The organism is Janibacter alkaliphilus, assembly GCF_013408565.1.
Taxonomy (GTDB): domain Bacteria; phylum Actinomycetota; class Actinomycetes; order Actinomycetales; family Dermatophilaceae; genus Janibacter; species Janibacter alkaliphilus.
On record NZ_JACBZX010000001.1, the window covers coordinates 160,985 to 177,287 of the forward strand.

At 74.1% G+C, this 16,303-nt stretch carries 12 protein-coding genes; 9 read left to right on the top strand and 3 right to left on the bottom strand.

From position 1 onward, the window contains the following. The first annotated feature begins 77 nt into the window (after positions 1–77). From BJY28_RS00745 to BJY28_RS00760, 4 genes are all read left to right on the top strand, one after another. Positions 78–1,541 (top strand): FAD-binding oxidoreductase, encoded by a 1,464-nt coding sequence (locus BJY28_RS00745; RefSeq protein WP_179461311.1) that lies wholly within the window; start codon positions 78–80, stop codon positions 1,539–1,541. Then, positions 1,538–2,845 (top strand): class I SAM-dependent methyltransferase, encoded by a 1,308-nt coding sequence (locus BJY28_RS00750; protein WP_179461312.1) that lies wholly within the window; start codon positions 1,538–1,540, stop codon positions 2,843–2,845. Before BJY28_RS00745 ends, BJY28_RS00750 begins: the two co-directional genes overlap by 4 nt. Positions 2,846–2,917: 72 nt before the next feature. Then, positions 2,918–3,724, top strand: a complete 807-nt coding sequence (locus BJY28_RS00755) for a response regulator transcription factor (RefSeq protein ID WP_179461313.1) — start codon at positions 2,918–2,920, stop codon at positions 3,722–3,724. Then, the gene (locus tag BJY28_RS00760; protein ID WP_179461314.1) at positions 3,721–6,474 is read left to right on the top strand and encodes a DUF4153 domain-containing protein; all 2,754 of its coding nucleotides are present in this window, start codon (positions 3,721–3,723) and stop codon (positions 6,472–6,474) included. Before BJY28_RS00755 ends, BJY28_RS00760 begins: the two co-directional genes overlap by 4 nt. A gap of 43 nt (positions 6,475–6,517) precedes the next feature. On the opposite strand, the gene BJY28_RS00765 is transcribed toward BJY28_RS00760, so the two are convergent. Continuing rightward, positions 6,518–7,375 carry an aldo/keto reductase gene (locus BJY28_RS00765; protein ID WP_179461315.1) on the bottom strand — a complete coding sequence of 286 codons (858 nt, stop codon included), beginning with the start codon at positions 7,373–7,375 and terminating at the stop codon, positions 6,518–6,520. Positions 7,376–7,573: 198 nt separating this feature from the next. Here BJY28_RS00765 and BJY28_RS00770 point away from each other — a divergent pair, with 198 nt between their 5' ends. Further along, positions 7,574–9,334 carry an acetyl/propionyl/methylcrotonyl-CoA carboxylase subunit alpha gene (locus BJY28_RS00770; protein ID WP_179461316.1) on the top strand — a complete coding sequence of 587 codons (1,761 nt, stop codon included), beginning with the start codon at positions 7,574–7,576 and terminating at the stop codon, positions 9,332–9,334. Between the two features lie 103 nt (positions 9,335–9,437). On the opposite strand, the gene BJY28_RS00775 is transcribed toward BJY28_RS00770, so the two are convergent. After that, entirely contained in the window at positions 9,438–10,454 is a 1,017-nt protein-coding gene (locus BJY28_RS00775) for a peptidoglycan DD-metalloendopeptidase family protein (protein ID WP_246313316.1), read from the bottom strand. Between the two features lie 353 nt (positions 10,455–10,807). Next, positions 10,808–12,208, bottom strand: a complete 1,401-nt coding sequence (locus tag BJY28_RS00780) for an NAD(P)H-quinone dehydrogenase (protein ID WP_343036887.1) — start codon at positions 12,206–12,208, stop codon at positions 10,808–10,810. Between the two features lie 95 nt (positions 12,209–12,303). Here BJY28_RS00780 and BJY28_RS00785 point away from each other — a divergent pair, with 95 nt between their 5' ends. From BJY28_RS00785 to deoC, 4 genes are read left to right on the top strand one after another with little or no spacing between them, the layout of a single operon-like run. Further along, positions 12,304–13,137 carry a purine-nucleoside phosphorylase gene (locus BJY28_RS00785; protein WP_179461317.1) on the top strand — a complete coding sequence of 278 codons (834 nt, stop codon included), beginning with the start codon at positions 12,304–12,306 and terminating at the stop codon, positions 13,135–13,137. Further along, on the top strand, positions 13,137–14,861 hold the full coding sequence (locus BJY28_RS00790; RefSeq protein WP_179461318.1) for a phospho-sugar mutase: 1,725 nt from the start codon (positions 13,137–13,139) through the stop codon (positions 14,859–14,861). Before BJY28_RS00785 ends, BJY28_RS00790 begins: the two co-directional genes overlap by 1 nt. Before the next feature lie 25 nt (positions 14,862–14,886). Then, entirely contained in the window at positions 14,887–15,513 is a 627-nt protein-coding gene (locus tag BJY28_RS00795; protein WP_179461319.1) for a uridine kinase family protein, read from the top strand. Then, positions 15,510–16,298 (top strand): deoxyribose-phosphate aldolase, encoded by a 789-nt coding sequence (gene deoC, locus BJY28_RS00800; protein ID WP_179461320.1) that lies wholly within the window; start codon positions 15,510–15,512, stop codon positions 16,296–16,298. The genes BJY28_RS00795 and deoC overlap by 4 nt, the downstream gene beginning before the upstream one ends. The last annotated feature ends 5 nt before the right edge of the window (positions 16,299–16,303 follow it).

Below are 16,303 nucleotides of genomic sequence, written 5' to 3' on the forward strand. Positions count from 1 at the left end.
CGCGCCCGGGGCACCGGCCCGACCGGCCCGCAGACACCGGGCGCGGCACCGCTCCGGCAGGCGTAGCATCACTGGTGATGGCTGCTGCGAGAACGACTTTGACCGCCCTGCGGGAGCTGGTCCGCCCGACCGTCGGCAGCCGTGAGACCGGCTGGGAGCAGCACCGCGAGGGCGTGCAGCGGCTGCTCGACTCCTTCGCCGCCGTCCCGGCCAGCCAGCAGGTGCGCCTGGCCAAGCGCACCTCGAACCTCTTCCGGCACCGCGCCGCGACCACCGGGCCCGGCCTGGACACGACCGGGCTGACCGGGGTGATCGAGGTCGACCCGATCGCGCGCACCGCCGACGTGCAGGGGATGTGCACCTACGAGGACCTCGTCGACGCGACCCTCGCGCACGGGCTGATCCCGCTGGTGGTCCCGCAGCTGAAGACGATCACCCTCGGCGGCGCGGTCACCGGCCTGGGCATCGAGTCGACGAGCTTCCGCAACGGCCTGCCGCACGAGTCGGTGCTGGAGATGGACGTGCTCATCGGCACCGGCGAGATTGTCACCGCCCGGCCGGACGGCGACGAGCACGAGCGCCGGCTGTGGCGCGGCTTCCCCAACTCCTACGGCAGCCTCGGCTACGCCGTGCGGCTGCGGATCCGGCTGGAGGAGGCGCCCCCCTTCGTCGCCCTGCGGCACCTGCGCCTGCACGACCTGGACAGCCTGCAGCAGACGATGACCGAGATCGTCGAGGCGGGCGAGCACGACGGCGAGCGGGTGGACGCGATCGACGGCGTCGTCTTCGGCGCCGAGGAGAGCTACCTCGTGCTGGCCCGGTGGAGCCACGAGCCGGGGCCGGTCAGCGACTACACCGGCCAGCAGATCTTCTACCGCTCGCTGCAGCACCCGCGCGGGACCACCCGTGACCGGCTGACGATCCGGGACTACCTGTGGCGCTGGGACACCGACTGGTTCTGGTGCTCCCGGGCCTTCGGCGCGCAGAACCCGCGGGTGCGCCGGCTGTGGCCGCGGCGGCTGCTGCGCAGCAGCATCTACTGGAAGATGGTCGCGGTCGACCAGCGCCACGACGTCGCCGACCGGCTGGAGGCCCGCAAGGGCCTGCCCCCGCGGGAGCGGGTGGTCCAGGACGTCGAGGTGGACATCTCCCGCACCGCCGACTTCCTGCGCTGGTTCCTCGCCGAGGTGCCGATCGAGCCGATCTGGCTGTGCCCGCTGCGGCTGGCCGAGACCACCGCTGCCGAGGGCAGCGAGCGCCCCTGGCCGCTCTACCCGCTGGAGCCGAACCGCACCTACGTCAACATCGGCTTCTGGTCGACGGTGCCGATCACCACCGACGACCCGACCGCGTGCAACCGGGCCGTCGAGGCGCAGGTCAGCGCGCTCGGCGGGCACAAGTCGCTCTACTCCGACGCCTTCTACGACGAGGCCACCTTCGCCCAGCTGTACGGCGGCGAGCACGCCGCCGCGCTGAAGGCCACGCTCGACCCCGACTCCCGATTCCCCACCCTCTACGACAAGGCGGTGCGCCGACGATGACCCGGCTCGAGGACTCCCCCACCGACGCCGGCGAGACGATGAGCGTCGGGGAGATCATCGGCGCCTTCCTGCCGCCGGACGTGCCGCTGCGCTTCCGCGCCTACGACGGCTCCACCTTCGGCCCCGCGGACAGCCCGCTCGAGCTCGAGGTGGTCTCGCCGCGGGCGCTGCAGTACGTCGTCACCGCCCCCGGCGACCTCGGGCTGGCCCGGGCCTACCTCATGGGCGAGCTGGTGGTGCACGGCGTCCACCCCGGGTCGCCGCACGACCTCTTCGCCGCGCTGGAGCAGGTGCGCAAGGAGACCGCCACCCGCCCGGACGCGCGCACCCTCGCTCGGATCGCCCGCTCGCTGGGCTTGGAGTCGCTGCACCGGCCGCCGGTGCCCGAGATGGAGGTGGCGCCCGGCTGGCAGCGCTACCTCAAGGGCCTGCGGCGGCACTCCAAGGAGCGCGACTCCGAGGTCGTCTCCTACCACTACGACATCTCCAACCGCTTCTACGAGCTGGTGCTGGGGCCGTCGATGACCTACACCTGCGCCTGCTACCCCGAGCCCGGCGCGAGCCTGGAGACCGCCCAGGAGAACAAGTACCGGCTGGTCTTCGACAAGCTGCGGCTGCAGCCCGGGCAGCGTCTGCTCGACGTCGGCTGCGGCTGGGGCCAGATGGTGCTCTACGCCGCCCGCCGCGGGGTGCACGCCCTCGGCGTGACGCTCAGCGAGCAGCAGGCGGCCTGGGCGCAGGAGCAGATCGCGAAGGAGGGTCTGTCGCACCTGGCCGAGGTGCGGCTGCAGGACTACCGCGACGTGTCCGAGTCCGGCTTCGACGCGGTCAGCTCGATCGGGATGACCGAGCACATCGGGCAGAAGCAGTACCCGGCCTACTTCGGCGCGATGCTGGCCCGGCTGCGCCCGGGCGGGCTCTTCCTCAACCACTGCATCACCCGGCGGGACAACACCGACACCTCCGGGGCGGGGCAGTTCATCAACCGCTACGTCTTCCCCGACGGCGAGCTGTGCGGCGCCGGCACGGTGCTCGGCGCGATCCAGGACGCCGGGATGCCGGTGCTGCACGAGGAGAGCCTGCGCCCGCACTACGCGCTCACCCTGCGGGACTGGTGCGCCAACCTCACCGAGCACTGGGAGGAGTGCGTCGCCGAGGTGGGTGAGCCCACCGCCCGGCTGTGGGGGCTCTACATGGGCGCCTGCCAGTACGGCTTCGAGGACGGCCGGGTCGAGCTGCACCACGTGCTGGCGGTCGCCCCGGGCGGCGAGGAGCTGCCGCTGCGGCCGTGGTGGGCCGCCTGAGCCGTCCGATCTCCAGAGGATCTCCACATCTGCCTCCCGTCTTCGGCACAGGGGCCTGCCTAGCCTGACGCCATGACCGAGGCCAGCAGCTCCGCGAGCACCCGCCGCACCGTGCTCGTCGTCGAGGACGACCGGGTGATCAACCGGGCCCTGGCCGACCGGCTGACCGCCGAGGGCTTCGCCGTGGCGCAGGCCTACGACGGCCCCGGCGCGGTGACCACCTTCGCCGAGCAGGGCCCGGACGTGGTGCTGCTCGACCTCATGCTGCCCGGCTTCGACGGGCTGGAGGTGTGCCGCCGGATCCAGGCAGAGCGCCCGGTGCCGGTGCTCATGCTCACCGCCCGGGACGAGGAGACCGACATCGTCGTCGGCTTCGGGGTCGGCGCCGACGACTACCTCACCAAGCCCTTCCGGATGCGGGAGGTGGTGGCCCGGGTGCACGCCCTGCTGCGTCGGGTGGAGCGGGCCGTCGAGCTGGCGAGCACGAGCGTGGGCGACCGGCTGCTGGTGCGCGGCGACCTCGTGCTCGACCTCGGGGCGCGCCGCTGCACCGTGGCCGGTCAGGCGGTGCATCTGACCCCCACCGAGCTGGACCTGCTGCACCTGCTGGCCTCGGCGCCCGGCGTGGTCCAGCGCCGCGAACAGCTCTCCGTGCGCCTCTTCGGCTGGGAGGAGAGCTACGGCAGCCGCACCCTGGACAGCCACGTCAAGGCGCTGCGGGCGAAGGTGGGGCCGCACCGGATCCGGACCGCGCACGGCGTGGGCTACGCCTTCGAGGACGGCGCCGAGGCTGCCGGAGCGCCTGGCACCGACGAGCCCGGCACCAACCAGCCCGGCACCGAAGAGCACCGGGGCCGGCGAGCACCGGGTCGGCGATGAGCCGCGAGGAGCCGCTGAGCCGGCTCACCTCGATCCGCGCCCGGCTGGCGGCGCTGGTTGCCGCCGGGGGCCTGGTGGCCGTGCTCGTCGGGGCCGTCGGCAGCCGCGCCGGCGTGCCCGTGTGGCTGGCCGTGCCGGCCACCCTGGCGGTGGCCGTGATGATCACCCGGTGGCTGGCCACCGGGCTCACCCAGCCGCTGCGGGAGATGACCGAGGCCGCCGAACGGATGGCCGCCGGCGACTACGACGTGCAGATCACCACGACGGCGCGGGACGAGGTCGGCGTGCTGGCCCAGGCCTTCACGACCATGGCCCGCCGGCTGGGCGAGGCCGAGGAGCACCGCCGCCGGCTGGTGGCCACGGTCAGCCACGAGCTGCGCACCCCGCTCAGCGCCCAGCAGGCGCTCCTGGAGAACCTCGCCGACGGCGTCACCACCCCCGACGAGCCCAGCCTGCGGGCCGCGCTGGCCCAGTCGGAGCGGCTGGGCGCGCTGGTCGGTGACCTGCTCGACCTCTCCCGCGGCGACGGGCGCGGGGTGCCGCTGCACCCCGAGCCGATCCCCGTCGGCGCGCTGCTGGAGCAGGCCGCCGCCGAGGGCGCGCTGCAGGGTCGTGACGTCAGCCTGGCGCTCGACGTGCAGCCGGCCGACCTCGTGGTGACCGCCGACCGCGGCCGGCTGGCCCAGGTGGTGGCCAACCTGCTGGACAACGCCGTGCGGCACAGCCCGGCCGGCGGCACGGTCACCCTGGCCGCCCGGCACGTCACCACCGGCGTGCCCCGCTGGTCGCTCGTCGTCAGCGACGAGGGACCGGGGCTGAGCCCGGAGCGGGCCGAGCACCTCGTCGACCGTTTCGGTGCCGGCGGCGACTCCGGCGGCGGCACCGGGCTGGGCCTGGCCATCGCCGGCTGGGTGGTCACCATGCACGGCGGCCGGATCGAGGCGCTGCCGCCGCTCGACGGGCGGGTCGGCGCCCGGATCAGGGTCACCCTGCCGATCGAGCCGGATCTCTCCGGCGCCACCCGCACCGACCAGACCGCCCAGACCGCAAGGCCCATCCAGGCCGAGAAGGAGATGACCATGTCCCCGGCCGACCGCCCGGAGAGCACCTCCCGCCCCGCAACAGCTGCCCGTCCGGCAGGCACCGGCACGGCGGGCGCCCCCCGCCCTGCAGGCAGCCGCGCGGTCGCCACCCACCCTGCGCCGGCGCTCCCCCCTCAGGGTGCGTTACGGGCGACGGCGCCGGCCGCCCCAGGGCTCGCGACGCTGGCCCGGTGGTGGCCCGAGCGCGACTCCACGCCGCAGCCCGGGATGCTGCTGGCGGCGCTCTCGGTCGGGCTCGCCGCGGCCGTCCTCGTCGTCGACGCCGAGGTCGGGCTCGGTCTGCTGATCGTGCTGGCCCTGGGTGGGGTGCTCATCTGGCGCGCCTCGCCGCACCGCGCGACCCGGTGGTCCTGGCTCACCGCCGCGCTGGCGCTGCCGCTGGGACTGACCACCGTGCTGCGGGCCGACGTCGGCTACGTGCTGCTGGCCATGCTCACCGCCGGGACGCTGGCCGCGATCGCCTGCACCCGCGCGACCACCCTCGTCGGGATGGCGCTTAGCGTGGCCGCCTGGCCCACCGCCGGGCTGCGCGGGCTGCCGCTGCTGGACCGCACCGTGCGCCGGCTCGGACGGCGCGGCAACCTCTGGTCCGGCGCCCGCATCCTCGTCGTCAGCCTCGCCCTGCTGCTCGTCTTCGGCGGGCTGCTGGCCTCGGCCGACGCCGTGCTGGGCTCGTGGGCCGCGCACCTGGTGCCGACCCTCAGCGACGTCCTCGTCCTGCGGGTCTTCACCGCGGTCTTCTTCACCGGGATCACCCTCTGCGGCCTCTACCTCGCGCTCAACCCGCCGCGGGTCGAGGGGCGCTCCCCCACCGAGCTGGTCTCCTCCCGGATCCCGGTGCGGGAGTGGCAGATCCCGATGCTCGTCGTCATCGCCGTCTACCTCGCCTTCCTCGCCGCCCAGGTGGCCGCGGTCACCGGCGGGCACGACTACGTGCTGCGCACCACCGGCCTGACCTACGCCGACTCGGCCCGGCAGGGCTTCGGGCAGCTCACCCTGGCCACCCTGCTCACCGTGCTGCTCGTCGCCGGGGTGCGCGCCTGGGGCCGGGTGGAGACCGCCCGCGACCGGCACCGCATGCAGCTGACCTGCGCGGCGCTGTGCCTGCTGGCGCTGGGCGTCGTGGTGTCGGCGCTGCGGCGGATGGCCCTCTACCAGGAGGCCTACGGCTACACCGTGGCCCGGGTGCTGGCCGACCTCGTCGAGGTGTGGTTCGGCCTCGTGCTGCTGGCCCTGCTCGTCTCGCTCTTCGCACCGTCTCGCCGGTGGCTGGGCCGGGCGGTGCTGCTCACCGGGGTGGCCGCGGTGCTCGCCTTCACCGTGGGCGGGACCACGGGGTTCGTCGCGGAGCGCAACCTCGACCGGTACGCCGACGGGTCACCGGTGGACGTCGCCCACCTGGCCCGGCTGGGCGACGAGGCGGTGCCGGCGGTGCACGCTTCTGCCCTGCCGACGCGGGTCAAGGCGTGCATCCTGCTCGACCCGGAGCTGCGCGGGGTCCGGACCGCGGACCCCGGCGCCGAGGACACCGCGACCGGGCTGTCCCGGCTGGCCGGGTGGAACCTGTCCCGCGACCGGGCTGCGGAGATCCGCGCCGGCTACACCCTCCCCGACGACTGCGCGAGCGACCGGGAGCGCGTGCGGTGAGCGGGGCGCCAGCCCGGCGGAGGCCGTCGGCCCGCCCGCCGCGTCAGCTGCCGGGGGCGTCGTAGGCGAAGTCGGCCGGCACCGGGCCGATCCGGCCGCCCCGGTCCAGGCCGGAGATCGCGGCGACGTCGTCCTCGTCGAGGCGCACGTCCAGGCTGGCGTGGTTCTCCACGATCCGGCTGGGGGTCACCGACTTCGGGATGACGACGTTGCCGATCGCCAGGTGCCAGGCGATGACCGCCTGGGCCGGGGTGATGCCGTGCTTGGCGGCCACCTGCGCGATCACCTCGTCGTCGAGCAGCCCGCTGCCCTGCCCGATCGGGGCCCACGCCTCGGTGACGATGCCGTGCTCCTCGTGGAAGGCGCGCAGCTCGGCCTGGGCCAGGTAGGGGTGCAGCTCGACCTGGTTGATCGCCGGCCACTCGCCGGTCTCGTCGTGCAGCCGCTGCAGGTGCTCGATGTCGAAGTTGCACACGCCGATGGCCCGGGTCAGGCCCTCGTCGCGCAGGGTGCGCAGCGCCTGCCAGCTCTGCACGTAGCGGTCGACCGAGGGCATCGGCCAGTGGATGAGGTAGAGGTCGGCCTGCTCCAGGCCGAGCCGCTCCAGCGAGCCGGTCAGCGCGGCGCGCGCCGTGCCGTGGTCGCCCTGGTCGGCGTTCCACAGCTTGGTGGTGACGAAGACGTCCTCGCGGGCCACCGGGGAGTCGGCCAGCGCCCGACCGACGCCGGCCTCGTTGCCGTAGACCTTCGCGGTGTCGATGTGCCGGTACCCGGCCTCCAGCGCGGCGGTGACCGGCGCGACGACCCCGTCGTCGTCGACCTGGAAGACACCGAAGCCGAGCTGCGGGATCGAGACCGTGCCGGACGGGGTGGTCAGCGGGGTCAGCGGGGAAGCAGTCATCCACCCACCGTAGGACCCTGCCCACCCTCGCCGCACATCCCGCACCACACCTCACCCGCCTCCCCTTTATCGGGTAACCCGATAAAGGCTCGCTCGCCGGAGAAGGCTTCCCCCGGGAACGAGAGGTTCTCGCCGGCCGCGGACGACGCCCGGCCCACCTCGCCGCAGCCCCCCGCGCGCTGCCGATAGGCTCCGCTCATGGCCATCAGCAAAGTCCTCATCGCCAACCGCGGCGAGATCGCGGTGCGCATCGCCCGAGCCTGCAAGGACGCGGGCATCGCCTCGGTCGCCGTCTACGCCGAGCCCGACCGTGACGCCCTGCACGTCAAGGTCGCCGACGAGGCCTACGGTCTCGGCGGCCAGACCCCGGGCGACAGCTATCTCGTCCAGGAGAAGCTGCTCGAGGTGGCGAAGGAGGCCGGCGCCGACGCGGTGCACCCCGGCTACGGCTTCCTCGCCGAGAACGGCGACTTCGCCCAGGCGGTGCTCGACGCGGGCCTGATCTGGATCGGCCCCAGCCCGGAGGCGATCGACGCCCTCGGCGACAAGGCCAAGGCCAAGCACATCGCGGTCGCCGCGGACGCCCCGCTGGCCCCCGGCACCAAGGACCCGGTCAAGGACGCCGACGAGGTCGTCGCCCTCGCCGAGGAGTTCGGCCTGCCCATCGCCATCAAGGCGGTCTACGGCGGTGGTGGTCGCGGCCTGAAGGTGGCCCGCACCATGGAGGAGATCCCCGAGCTCTACGACTCCGCGGTGCGCGAGGCGGTCTCCGCCTTCGGCCGCGGCGAGTGCCTCGTCGAGAAGTTCCTCGACAAGCCCCGCCACGTCGAGACCCAGTGCCTGGCCGACCAGCACGGCAACGTGGTCGTCGTCTCCACCCGGGACTGCTCGCTGCAGCGGCGCAACCAGAAGCTCGTCGAGGAGGCCCCGGCCCCCTTCCTCACCGACGAGCAGCACGCCGAGCTGGTCCGAGCCTCCAAGGCCATCCTCAGCGAGGCCGGCTACGTCGGCGCGGGGACCTGCGAGTACCTCGTCGCCGCCGACGGCACGATCTCCTTCCTCGAGGTCAACACCCGCCTGCAGGTCGAGCACCCGGTGACCGAGGAGGTCACCGGCATCGACCTGGTGCGCGAGATGTTCCGCATCGCCGACGGCGAGGTGCTCGGCTACGAGGACCCGGTGGCGCGCGGGCACTCCTTCGAGTTCCGGATCAACGGCGAGGACGCCGGCCGCAACTTCATGCCGGCCCCGGGCACGGTCACCCGCATGCGGGTGCCGCACGGCCCGGGCGTGCGCTGGGACGCCGGGATCGAGGAGGGCGACACCGTCGCCGGCGCCTTCGACTCGATGATCGCCAAGCTCATCGTCACCGGCTCCTCCCGCGAGCAGGCGCTGGAGCGCTCCCGACGCGCGCTGGCCGAGCTCGAGGTCGACGGCATGCCCACGGTTCTCCCCTTCCACCAGGCGGTCGTCTCCGACCCGGCCTTCGCCCCCGAGGGCGGCGAGCCCTTCGCGGTGCACACCCGGTGGATCGAGACCGAGTTCGACAACCAGATCGCGCCCTACGGCGGTGAGACCGGCGAGGCCGAGGAGGACGAGGAGCGGCAGCGGATCACCGTCGAGGTCGGCGGCAAGCGGCTCGAGGTCGTGCTGCCCGGCGGCCTCGCCCTGGGCGGCGGCGGCCAGGCGAAGAAGAAGGCCCCGAAGCGCTCCGGCGGCTCCGGCGGCGGCGCCGCGGCCTCCGGCGACAGCCTCACCGCGCCGATGCAGGGCACCATCGTCAAGCTCGCCGTCGAGGAGGGCCAGGAGGTCGCCGAGGGCGAGCTGGTCGTGGTCCTCGAGGCGATGAAGATGGAGCAGCCGATCAACGCGCACAAGGCCGGCACGGTCGGCAACCTGCAGGCCGAGGTCGGCGCCACCGTGAGCAACGGTGGGGTCATCTGCGACATCACCGACTGAGGTCGCACCGACCCAGGGTCCCGCCGGACGGCGAAAGGGGGCCCCGACCAGATCTGGTCGGGGCCCCCTTCGTCGTTCGGGTGACGTCGCTGCTGACCCGTTCTCAGCGACCGCCCTTGAGCTTGGCCCAGGTGGCCGGGCCGACCACGGCGTCGGCGGTCAGCCCCCGCAAGCTCTGGTAGCGCTTGACCGCGGCGGCGGTGGTCGAGCCGAACTTGCCGTCCACCTTCATGGTCGTGCCGAGGTTGGCGTTGATCCCGCGCTGCAGGTACTTCACCTCCATGCCCTCCGAGCCCTGGCGGAGCTTGGTCCCCTTCGCCGGGGCGGTCTCCAGGGCGCCCCAGGTCTTCGGGCCGACGACACCGTCGGCCTTGGTGCCGATCTTCTTCTGGAAGGCCTTGACGGCCGCATCGGTGGCCGAGCCGAAGGAGCCGTCGGCGGTCACCTTGTGCCCGGCGGTGGTCAGGTGCACCTGCAGCCTCTTGACGTCGTTGCCCCGGTCGCCCTTGCGCAGCTTGGGGTAGTTGGGGTTGCTGCTGCTGGAGCTGCCGCCGGGCAGCCCGGGGAAGCTGTAGGTGATGGCCTTGCCGCGGCTGACCGTGCTGCCGCAGCGGAAGTCGTTGAGCAGCGAGGACGAGCGGATGACCGCGTCGTTGCGCTCGACCTGGAAGTGCAGGTGGTTGCCGGTGGAGTTCCCGGTGCTGCCCACCTTCCCGATGACCTGTCCCTTGGTGACGGTCTGCCCGGTGCGCACCGACTTGCTACTCAGGTGCAGGTACCGGGTCTCCCACCCGCCGGCGTGGTCGATGACCACCCGGTGGCCGGGGCTGGAGGCGTAGTCGGCCTGGCGGACCTTGCCGTCCGCGGCCGCGACCACCGTGGTGCCGGCGGGGGCGGCGATGTCGAAGCCCTCGTGCGCGTTGCCGGAGCTGCAGTAGCCGCTGGGGTTGCCGGTGATCCGGCCGCTGGCGGGGACGATCATCGCCCCGTCCTCGGCCTGGGCGGCACCGGCGCCGACGGTGGTGAGGCCGAGGCCGGCAGCGGCCGTCGCCGAGACGGCGGCGGCCAGCATCCGGCGCGAACGGCTGGGTCGTGCGGTGACTGTCCATGGTGTCGTCATCGTGGGTTCCTCTCGATGGTGCACACGTCGTGGTATGGCATGGCGAGATCGCCTCGGAAGGGTGGAAGGCGTTGGGGCACACCGCGACCGGCCGATGGATCACACCCGCTCAGGGGCGGCTCGGTGCTCCCGTGAGCACGCTAGCGGGATGTCGTCGGACGCGCGCGGCGAACGGCCCCACCCGGCCATCCCCCTTTGCTCCCCCTCCGCTCCTCAGAGCAGCCGCACCCCAGGACACCGCGCCCCAGATATCGACCTACCACGCAGTAAGTGTCGTGATCACAGCACTTACTGCGTGGTAGCCCGGTCGGTGGGGGGCGTCGTGCCCGGGCGGGGTGGGTCGGGAAGGGGGGTCAGTCCGTGGGGTGCAGCCGGCGCGCCGCCTCGGCGATCGAGCCGCTCAACGAGGGGTAGACGGTGAAGGTCGAGGCCAGCTGGTCGACCGACAGGCGGTTCTGAACGGCGATCGCCACCGGGTAGATGAGCTCCGAGGCCCGGGGGGCGACGATGACGCCGCCGGTGACTGTGCCCGCACCGCGGATGGCGAAGAGCTTGACGAAGCCCTCGTGGATGCCGAGCATCTTCGCCCGCGGGTTGGTCGAGAGCGGCATCGTCACCGCGTCGACGTCCGCGTTCTCCTCGGCCTGCTCCGCAGTCATCCCGACGGTGGCGATCTCCGGGTCGGTGAAGACGTTGCTGGAGACCGTCGGCAGACGCAGCGGCGCCACCGCGTCACCGAGCGCGTGCGACATCGCGATCCGGCCCTGCATCGCGGCCACCGACGCCAGCGCCAGCACCCCGGTGCAGTCCCCGGCGGCGTAGATGCCGCGCACGCTGGTGCGCGAGACCCGGTCGACGACCACGTGGCCCGAGTCGCTGAGCTCGACCCCGACGTCCTCCAGACCCAGCCCCTGAGTCTGCGGCACCGCGCCGACGGCGATGAGCACGTGGCTGCCCTCGACCTCGCGGCCGTCCTCGAGGGTCACCACCACCCCGTCCCCGCGGCGCTCGGCCGAGGCCATCCGGGACCGGTTGAGCACGGTCATCCCGCGGCGACGGAAGACGTCCTCGATGACCTGGGCAGCGTCGCTGTCCTCGCCGGGCAGCACGAGGTCGCGTGAGGAGACCAGGGTGACCCGGGCCCCCAGCCCGAGGTAGCCCTGCGCCAGCTCGGCGCCGGTCACGCCGGAGCCGACGACGATCAGGTGCTCGGGCAGCGAGGGCAGGCCGTAGATCTGCTGCCAGGTGAGGATCCGCTCGCCGTCCGGCTGCGCGGTCGGCAGCACCCGCGGGGTGGCCCCGGTGGCGAGCAGCACGATGTCTGCCTCGATCCGCTCCCCTGCGGCATCGCCGCTCTCCACGACGACGCAGGTGGCCGAGTCCAGCCGACCCGCGCCGCGGACGATCCGCACGCCGTCCGCCTCCATCCGGGAGGCGATGTCCTCCGACTGGGCCGAGGCCAGGCCGAGGACCCGCCGGTTGACCTGGGCCAGCTCGGCCCGGGCGTCGGCGACGTGGTCCCCCTCGTCGTCCTCGAGGTGGACCCCGAGGTCGGAGGCGGCGTCGAGCTCGCTCATCGCGTCGGCGGTGGCGATGAGGGTCTTGCTGGGCACGCAGTCGGTGAGCACCGCGGCGCCGCCGACGCCGTCCCGGTCCACGACCGTCACCCGGGCACCCAGGTGCGCGGCCACCAGGGCCGCCTCGTACCCACCCGGCCCGCCGCCGAGGATCACCACAGAGCTGGATCGTGTCACCGGTCCATCCAACCACCCCGGCCCCACCGGTCCCGACCCCGCGGCCCCTCCCCACGGTGCCGAGGTCGGCCCCGGCCCGCTAGTACATTGCCGGGGTGAACGACGCCACCGCCGCCCCCGCACCCAGCACCGAGACCCCCCAGCAGCTCGCGGAGGAGGCCGCCGCGGTGATCGCCGAGCGCACCGGCCGCCCGCGCCACGACATCGCCCTGGTGCTGGGCTCGGGCTGGGCCGGCGCCGCCGACCTGCTCGGCGAGACCACGACGACCATCGACAACGCCGACGTGCCCGGCTTCGCGCCGGCCGCCGTGGCCGGCCACTCCGGCTCGATGCGCTCGATCACCGTGGCCGGCTCGGGGCGCCAGGCCCTCGTCTTCGGGACCCGCACCCACTTCTACGAAGGGCGGGGCGTGGCGGCGGTGGTGCACGCCGTGCGCACCGCGGCCGCAGCCGGCTGCAGCACCCTCGTGCTGACCAACGGGTGCGGCGGGCTCGACCCCGACCGGGCGCCCGGCACCCCGGTCCTCATCCGGGACCACATCAACCTCACCGCGGCCACCCCGCTGGAGGGGGCCACCTTCGTCGACCTCACCGACCTCTACACCCCCCGGCTGCGCGAGCTGGCCCGCGAGGTCGACCCCACCCTGGACGACGGGGTGTACGTGCAGTTCCGCGGACCGCAGTACGAGACCCCGGCCGAGGTGCGGATGGCCGGCATCCTCGGCGGCGACCTCGTCGGGATGAGCACCGCCCTGGAGGCCATCGCCGCCCGAGAGGCCGGCATGGACATCCTCGGCATCTCGCTGGTCACCAACGCCGCCGCCGGGGTCAGCGACCACCCGCTCTCCCACGAGGAGGTCGTGGCCGCCGGCCAGGCCGCGGCCGGGCGCTGCAGCCGGCTGCTGGCCGACGTGGTCGGGCGGATCTGATGGGCTCACCCGCCGCCGGCGACCCCCGAGGGCCCGCACCCGCCGTGGCCGGGCTGATCGACGAGGTGCGCGCCTGGATCGCCCAGGACCCCGACGAGGCCGCCCGCGCGGAGCTGGAAGGGCTCGTCGAGGCGGCCACCGGTACGGGCGAACCGGCCGCCGAGGCCGTGACCGATCTGCGCGACCGGTTCGACGGGACGCTGGAGTTCGGCACCGCCGGCCTCCGGGGAGCCCTCGGCGCGGGCCCGAACCGGATGAACCGGGCCGTGGTGATCAAGGCCGCCGCGGGGCTGCTGGCCCACCTGCGGACCACGGTGGACGAGCCCACCGTGGTCATCGGCTTCGACGCCCGGCACGGCTCCGACGTCTTCGCCCGGGACACCGCCGCCGTGGTCGTCGCCGGGGGCGGTCGGGCGATGGTGCTCCCCGAGCCGCTGCCGACGCCTGTGCTGGCCTTCGCCGTGCGCCACCTCGGCGCCGACGCCGGGGTGATGGTCACCGCCAGCCACAACCCGCCCCAGGACAACGGCTACAAGGTCTATCTCGGCGACGGTCGGCAGATCGTCCCCCCGGCCGACGCCGAGATCGCCGCACAGATCGACCAGGTCGGGCCCGCCGACGAGGTACCGCTGGCCCGTGACGGCTGGGAGACCCTCGGCGGCGACCTGCTCGATGCCTACGTCGAGCAGGTCGCCGGCCTCGTCTCCCCCGGCCCCCGCGAGCTGTCCGTGGTGCACACCGCGCTGCACGGCGTCGGCACGCAGACCCTGCGGCGGGTGCTGACGACGGCCGGCTTCGCCGAGCCGGTGGTGGTGACCTCGCAGGCCGAGCCGGACCCCGACTTCCCGACCGTGGCCTTCCCCAACCCCGAGGAGGACGGCGCGCTCGACCTCGCCCTGGCTCAGGCCGAGGAGGTCGGCGCGGACCTGCTCGTCGCCAACGACCCGGACGCCGACCGGTGCGCCGTCGCCGTGCCGGCCCCCGAGGGAGGCTGGCGCCTGCTGCGCGGCGACGAGCTCGGCGCGATCCTGGGCCACCACGTGCTCGCCCAGGGTGTCGGCGCCGACGCGGCCTTCGCCTGCTCGATCGTCTCCTCCCGGCTGCTCGCCGCGCTGTGCGCCGGCGCCGGGGTGCGGCACGAGGAGACCCTCACCGGCTTCAAGTGGATCGCCCGCGCCGAGGGCCTGCGCTACGGCTACGAAGAGGCGATCGGCTACTGCGTGGCGCCGGACGTCGTGGCCGACAAGGACGGGATCAGCGCGGCGCTGCTCGTCGCCGAGCTGGCCGCGGCGCTGCGCGCGCAGGGCCGCACGCTGCTCGACGTCCTCGACGACATCGAGACCGCGCACGGGGTGCACGGCACCGACGCCTTCTCGGTGCGGGTGGCCGACCTCGGCCAGATCGAGCAGGTGATGCAGCGCCTGCGCGCGGCTCCCCCGGAGCAGGTCGCCGGGCGTGCGGTGAGCCGCCTCGACGACCTGGCCACCGGGGACGGCGGCCTGCCGCCCACCGACGGCCTGCGCTGGTACCTCGACGACGGGTCGCGGGTGATCGTGCGCCCGTCGGGGACCGAGCCGAAGCTCAAGGTCTACCTCGAGGCGGTCGTCCCGGTGGACGGTCGCGACGGGCTCGCAGCGGCCCGCGACGAGGCCCGCGGCACCCTGGCGGCGCTGCGCTCGGACCTGCAGCGGCTGACCGCGATCGACGGGACGACGACCGACTGACCCGGTCTGGGTAGGCTCCCGCCCCATGACCGGCGCCCCCTCCCCCGTCGGCCGGGTGGTCCTGCTGGCCGGACCCAGCGGATCCGGCAAGTCCCGGCTCGCCGACCGGCTGCACGCCGCGCACGGGTGGCCGGTGGTCCGCCTGGACGACTTCTACCGCGACGGCGACGACCCGGACCTCCCGCTGAGTCCCGAGCTGGGCATCCCGGACTGGGACGACCCGGCCAGCTGGGACGCGCAGGCGGCCTGCCACGCCCTGGCCGAGCTGGTCGGCACGGGGTGCACCCGGACCCCGGACTACGACATCGCCACCAGCCGGGCGGTCGGGCACCGCGAGATCACCGCCGCACCGGACGACCTCGTCGTCGCCGAAGGGATCTTCGCCGCCGAGATCGTCGACCGGCTGCGTGCAGACGGCCTGCTGCACTCCGCCTGGTGCGTGCGCCACCACCGGCTGCAGACCTTCGCGCTGCGGCTGGTGCGCGACCTGCGGGAGCGGCGCAAGCCGCCGCTGACCCTGCTGCGCCGGGGGCTGCGGCTGCTGCGCGACGAGCCGGCCGTGGTCGCCGCGCTGGTGGCCCGCGGCGCCCGCCCGGCCTCCCCGCGCCAGGTCGAGCGGGCGCTGTCCGGACCCGTAGGCTCGCCGTCATGACCCCTGCCGTCCCGGACCGCCGGCCCGCCTACGCCCCCGGCACGACGATCACCACCCGTGACGTCGCCGACCTCGTCGACCACGCCCTGCTCAAGCCCGAGCTCACCCCGGACGAGGTCGCGGACTCGGTGCGCGAGCTGGCCGGTCGGAGCATCTGGAGCGTGTGCGTGCGGCCCAGCGACGTCGCCCTCGCGGCGGCCACCATCGGCGAGGTCGAGGGCAGCAGCACCGCGGTGTGCACGGTCATCGGCTTCCCGCACGGCACCACCAGCACGACCGCGAAGGTGGCCGAGGCCCGGCAGGCGCTGACCGACGGCGCCACCGAGCTCGACATGGTCCTCAACGTCGGCCGGCTGCGCGGCGGCGACCTCACCGCGGTCCGCGACGACATCGCCGCGGTCGTCGAGGTCGGCCACGAGGCCGGCGTGCTCGTCAAGGTGATCTTCGAGACCGCGCTGCTGGACGAGCAGCAGACGGTGGACGCCTGCCGGGCGGCCGCGGACGCCGGGGCCGACTTCACCAAGACCTCGACCGGCTTCGCCGGCGGCGGCGCCACCCTGCCCGACGTGCGCCTGATGCGGGCGCGCACCCCGGAGCGGATGGAGGTCAAGGCCTCCGGCGGGGTCCGTGACATCCCGACCCTGCTGGCGATGCTCGCCGAAGGGGTCACCCGGATCGGCACGTCCAGCACGGCGGCCCTGCTCGCCGAGGCGGAGGCCCTGGCCGCCGACGAGCTCGTCGTCCCCGAGCCGGGTCAGGACGTGCCCGCCGGAGAGGGCTACTGAGCCAG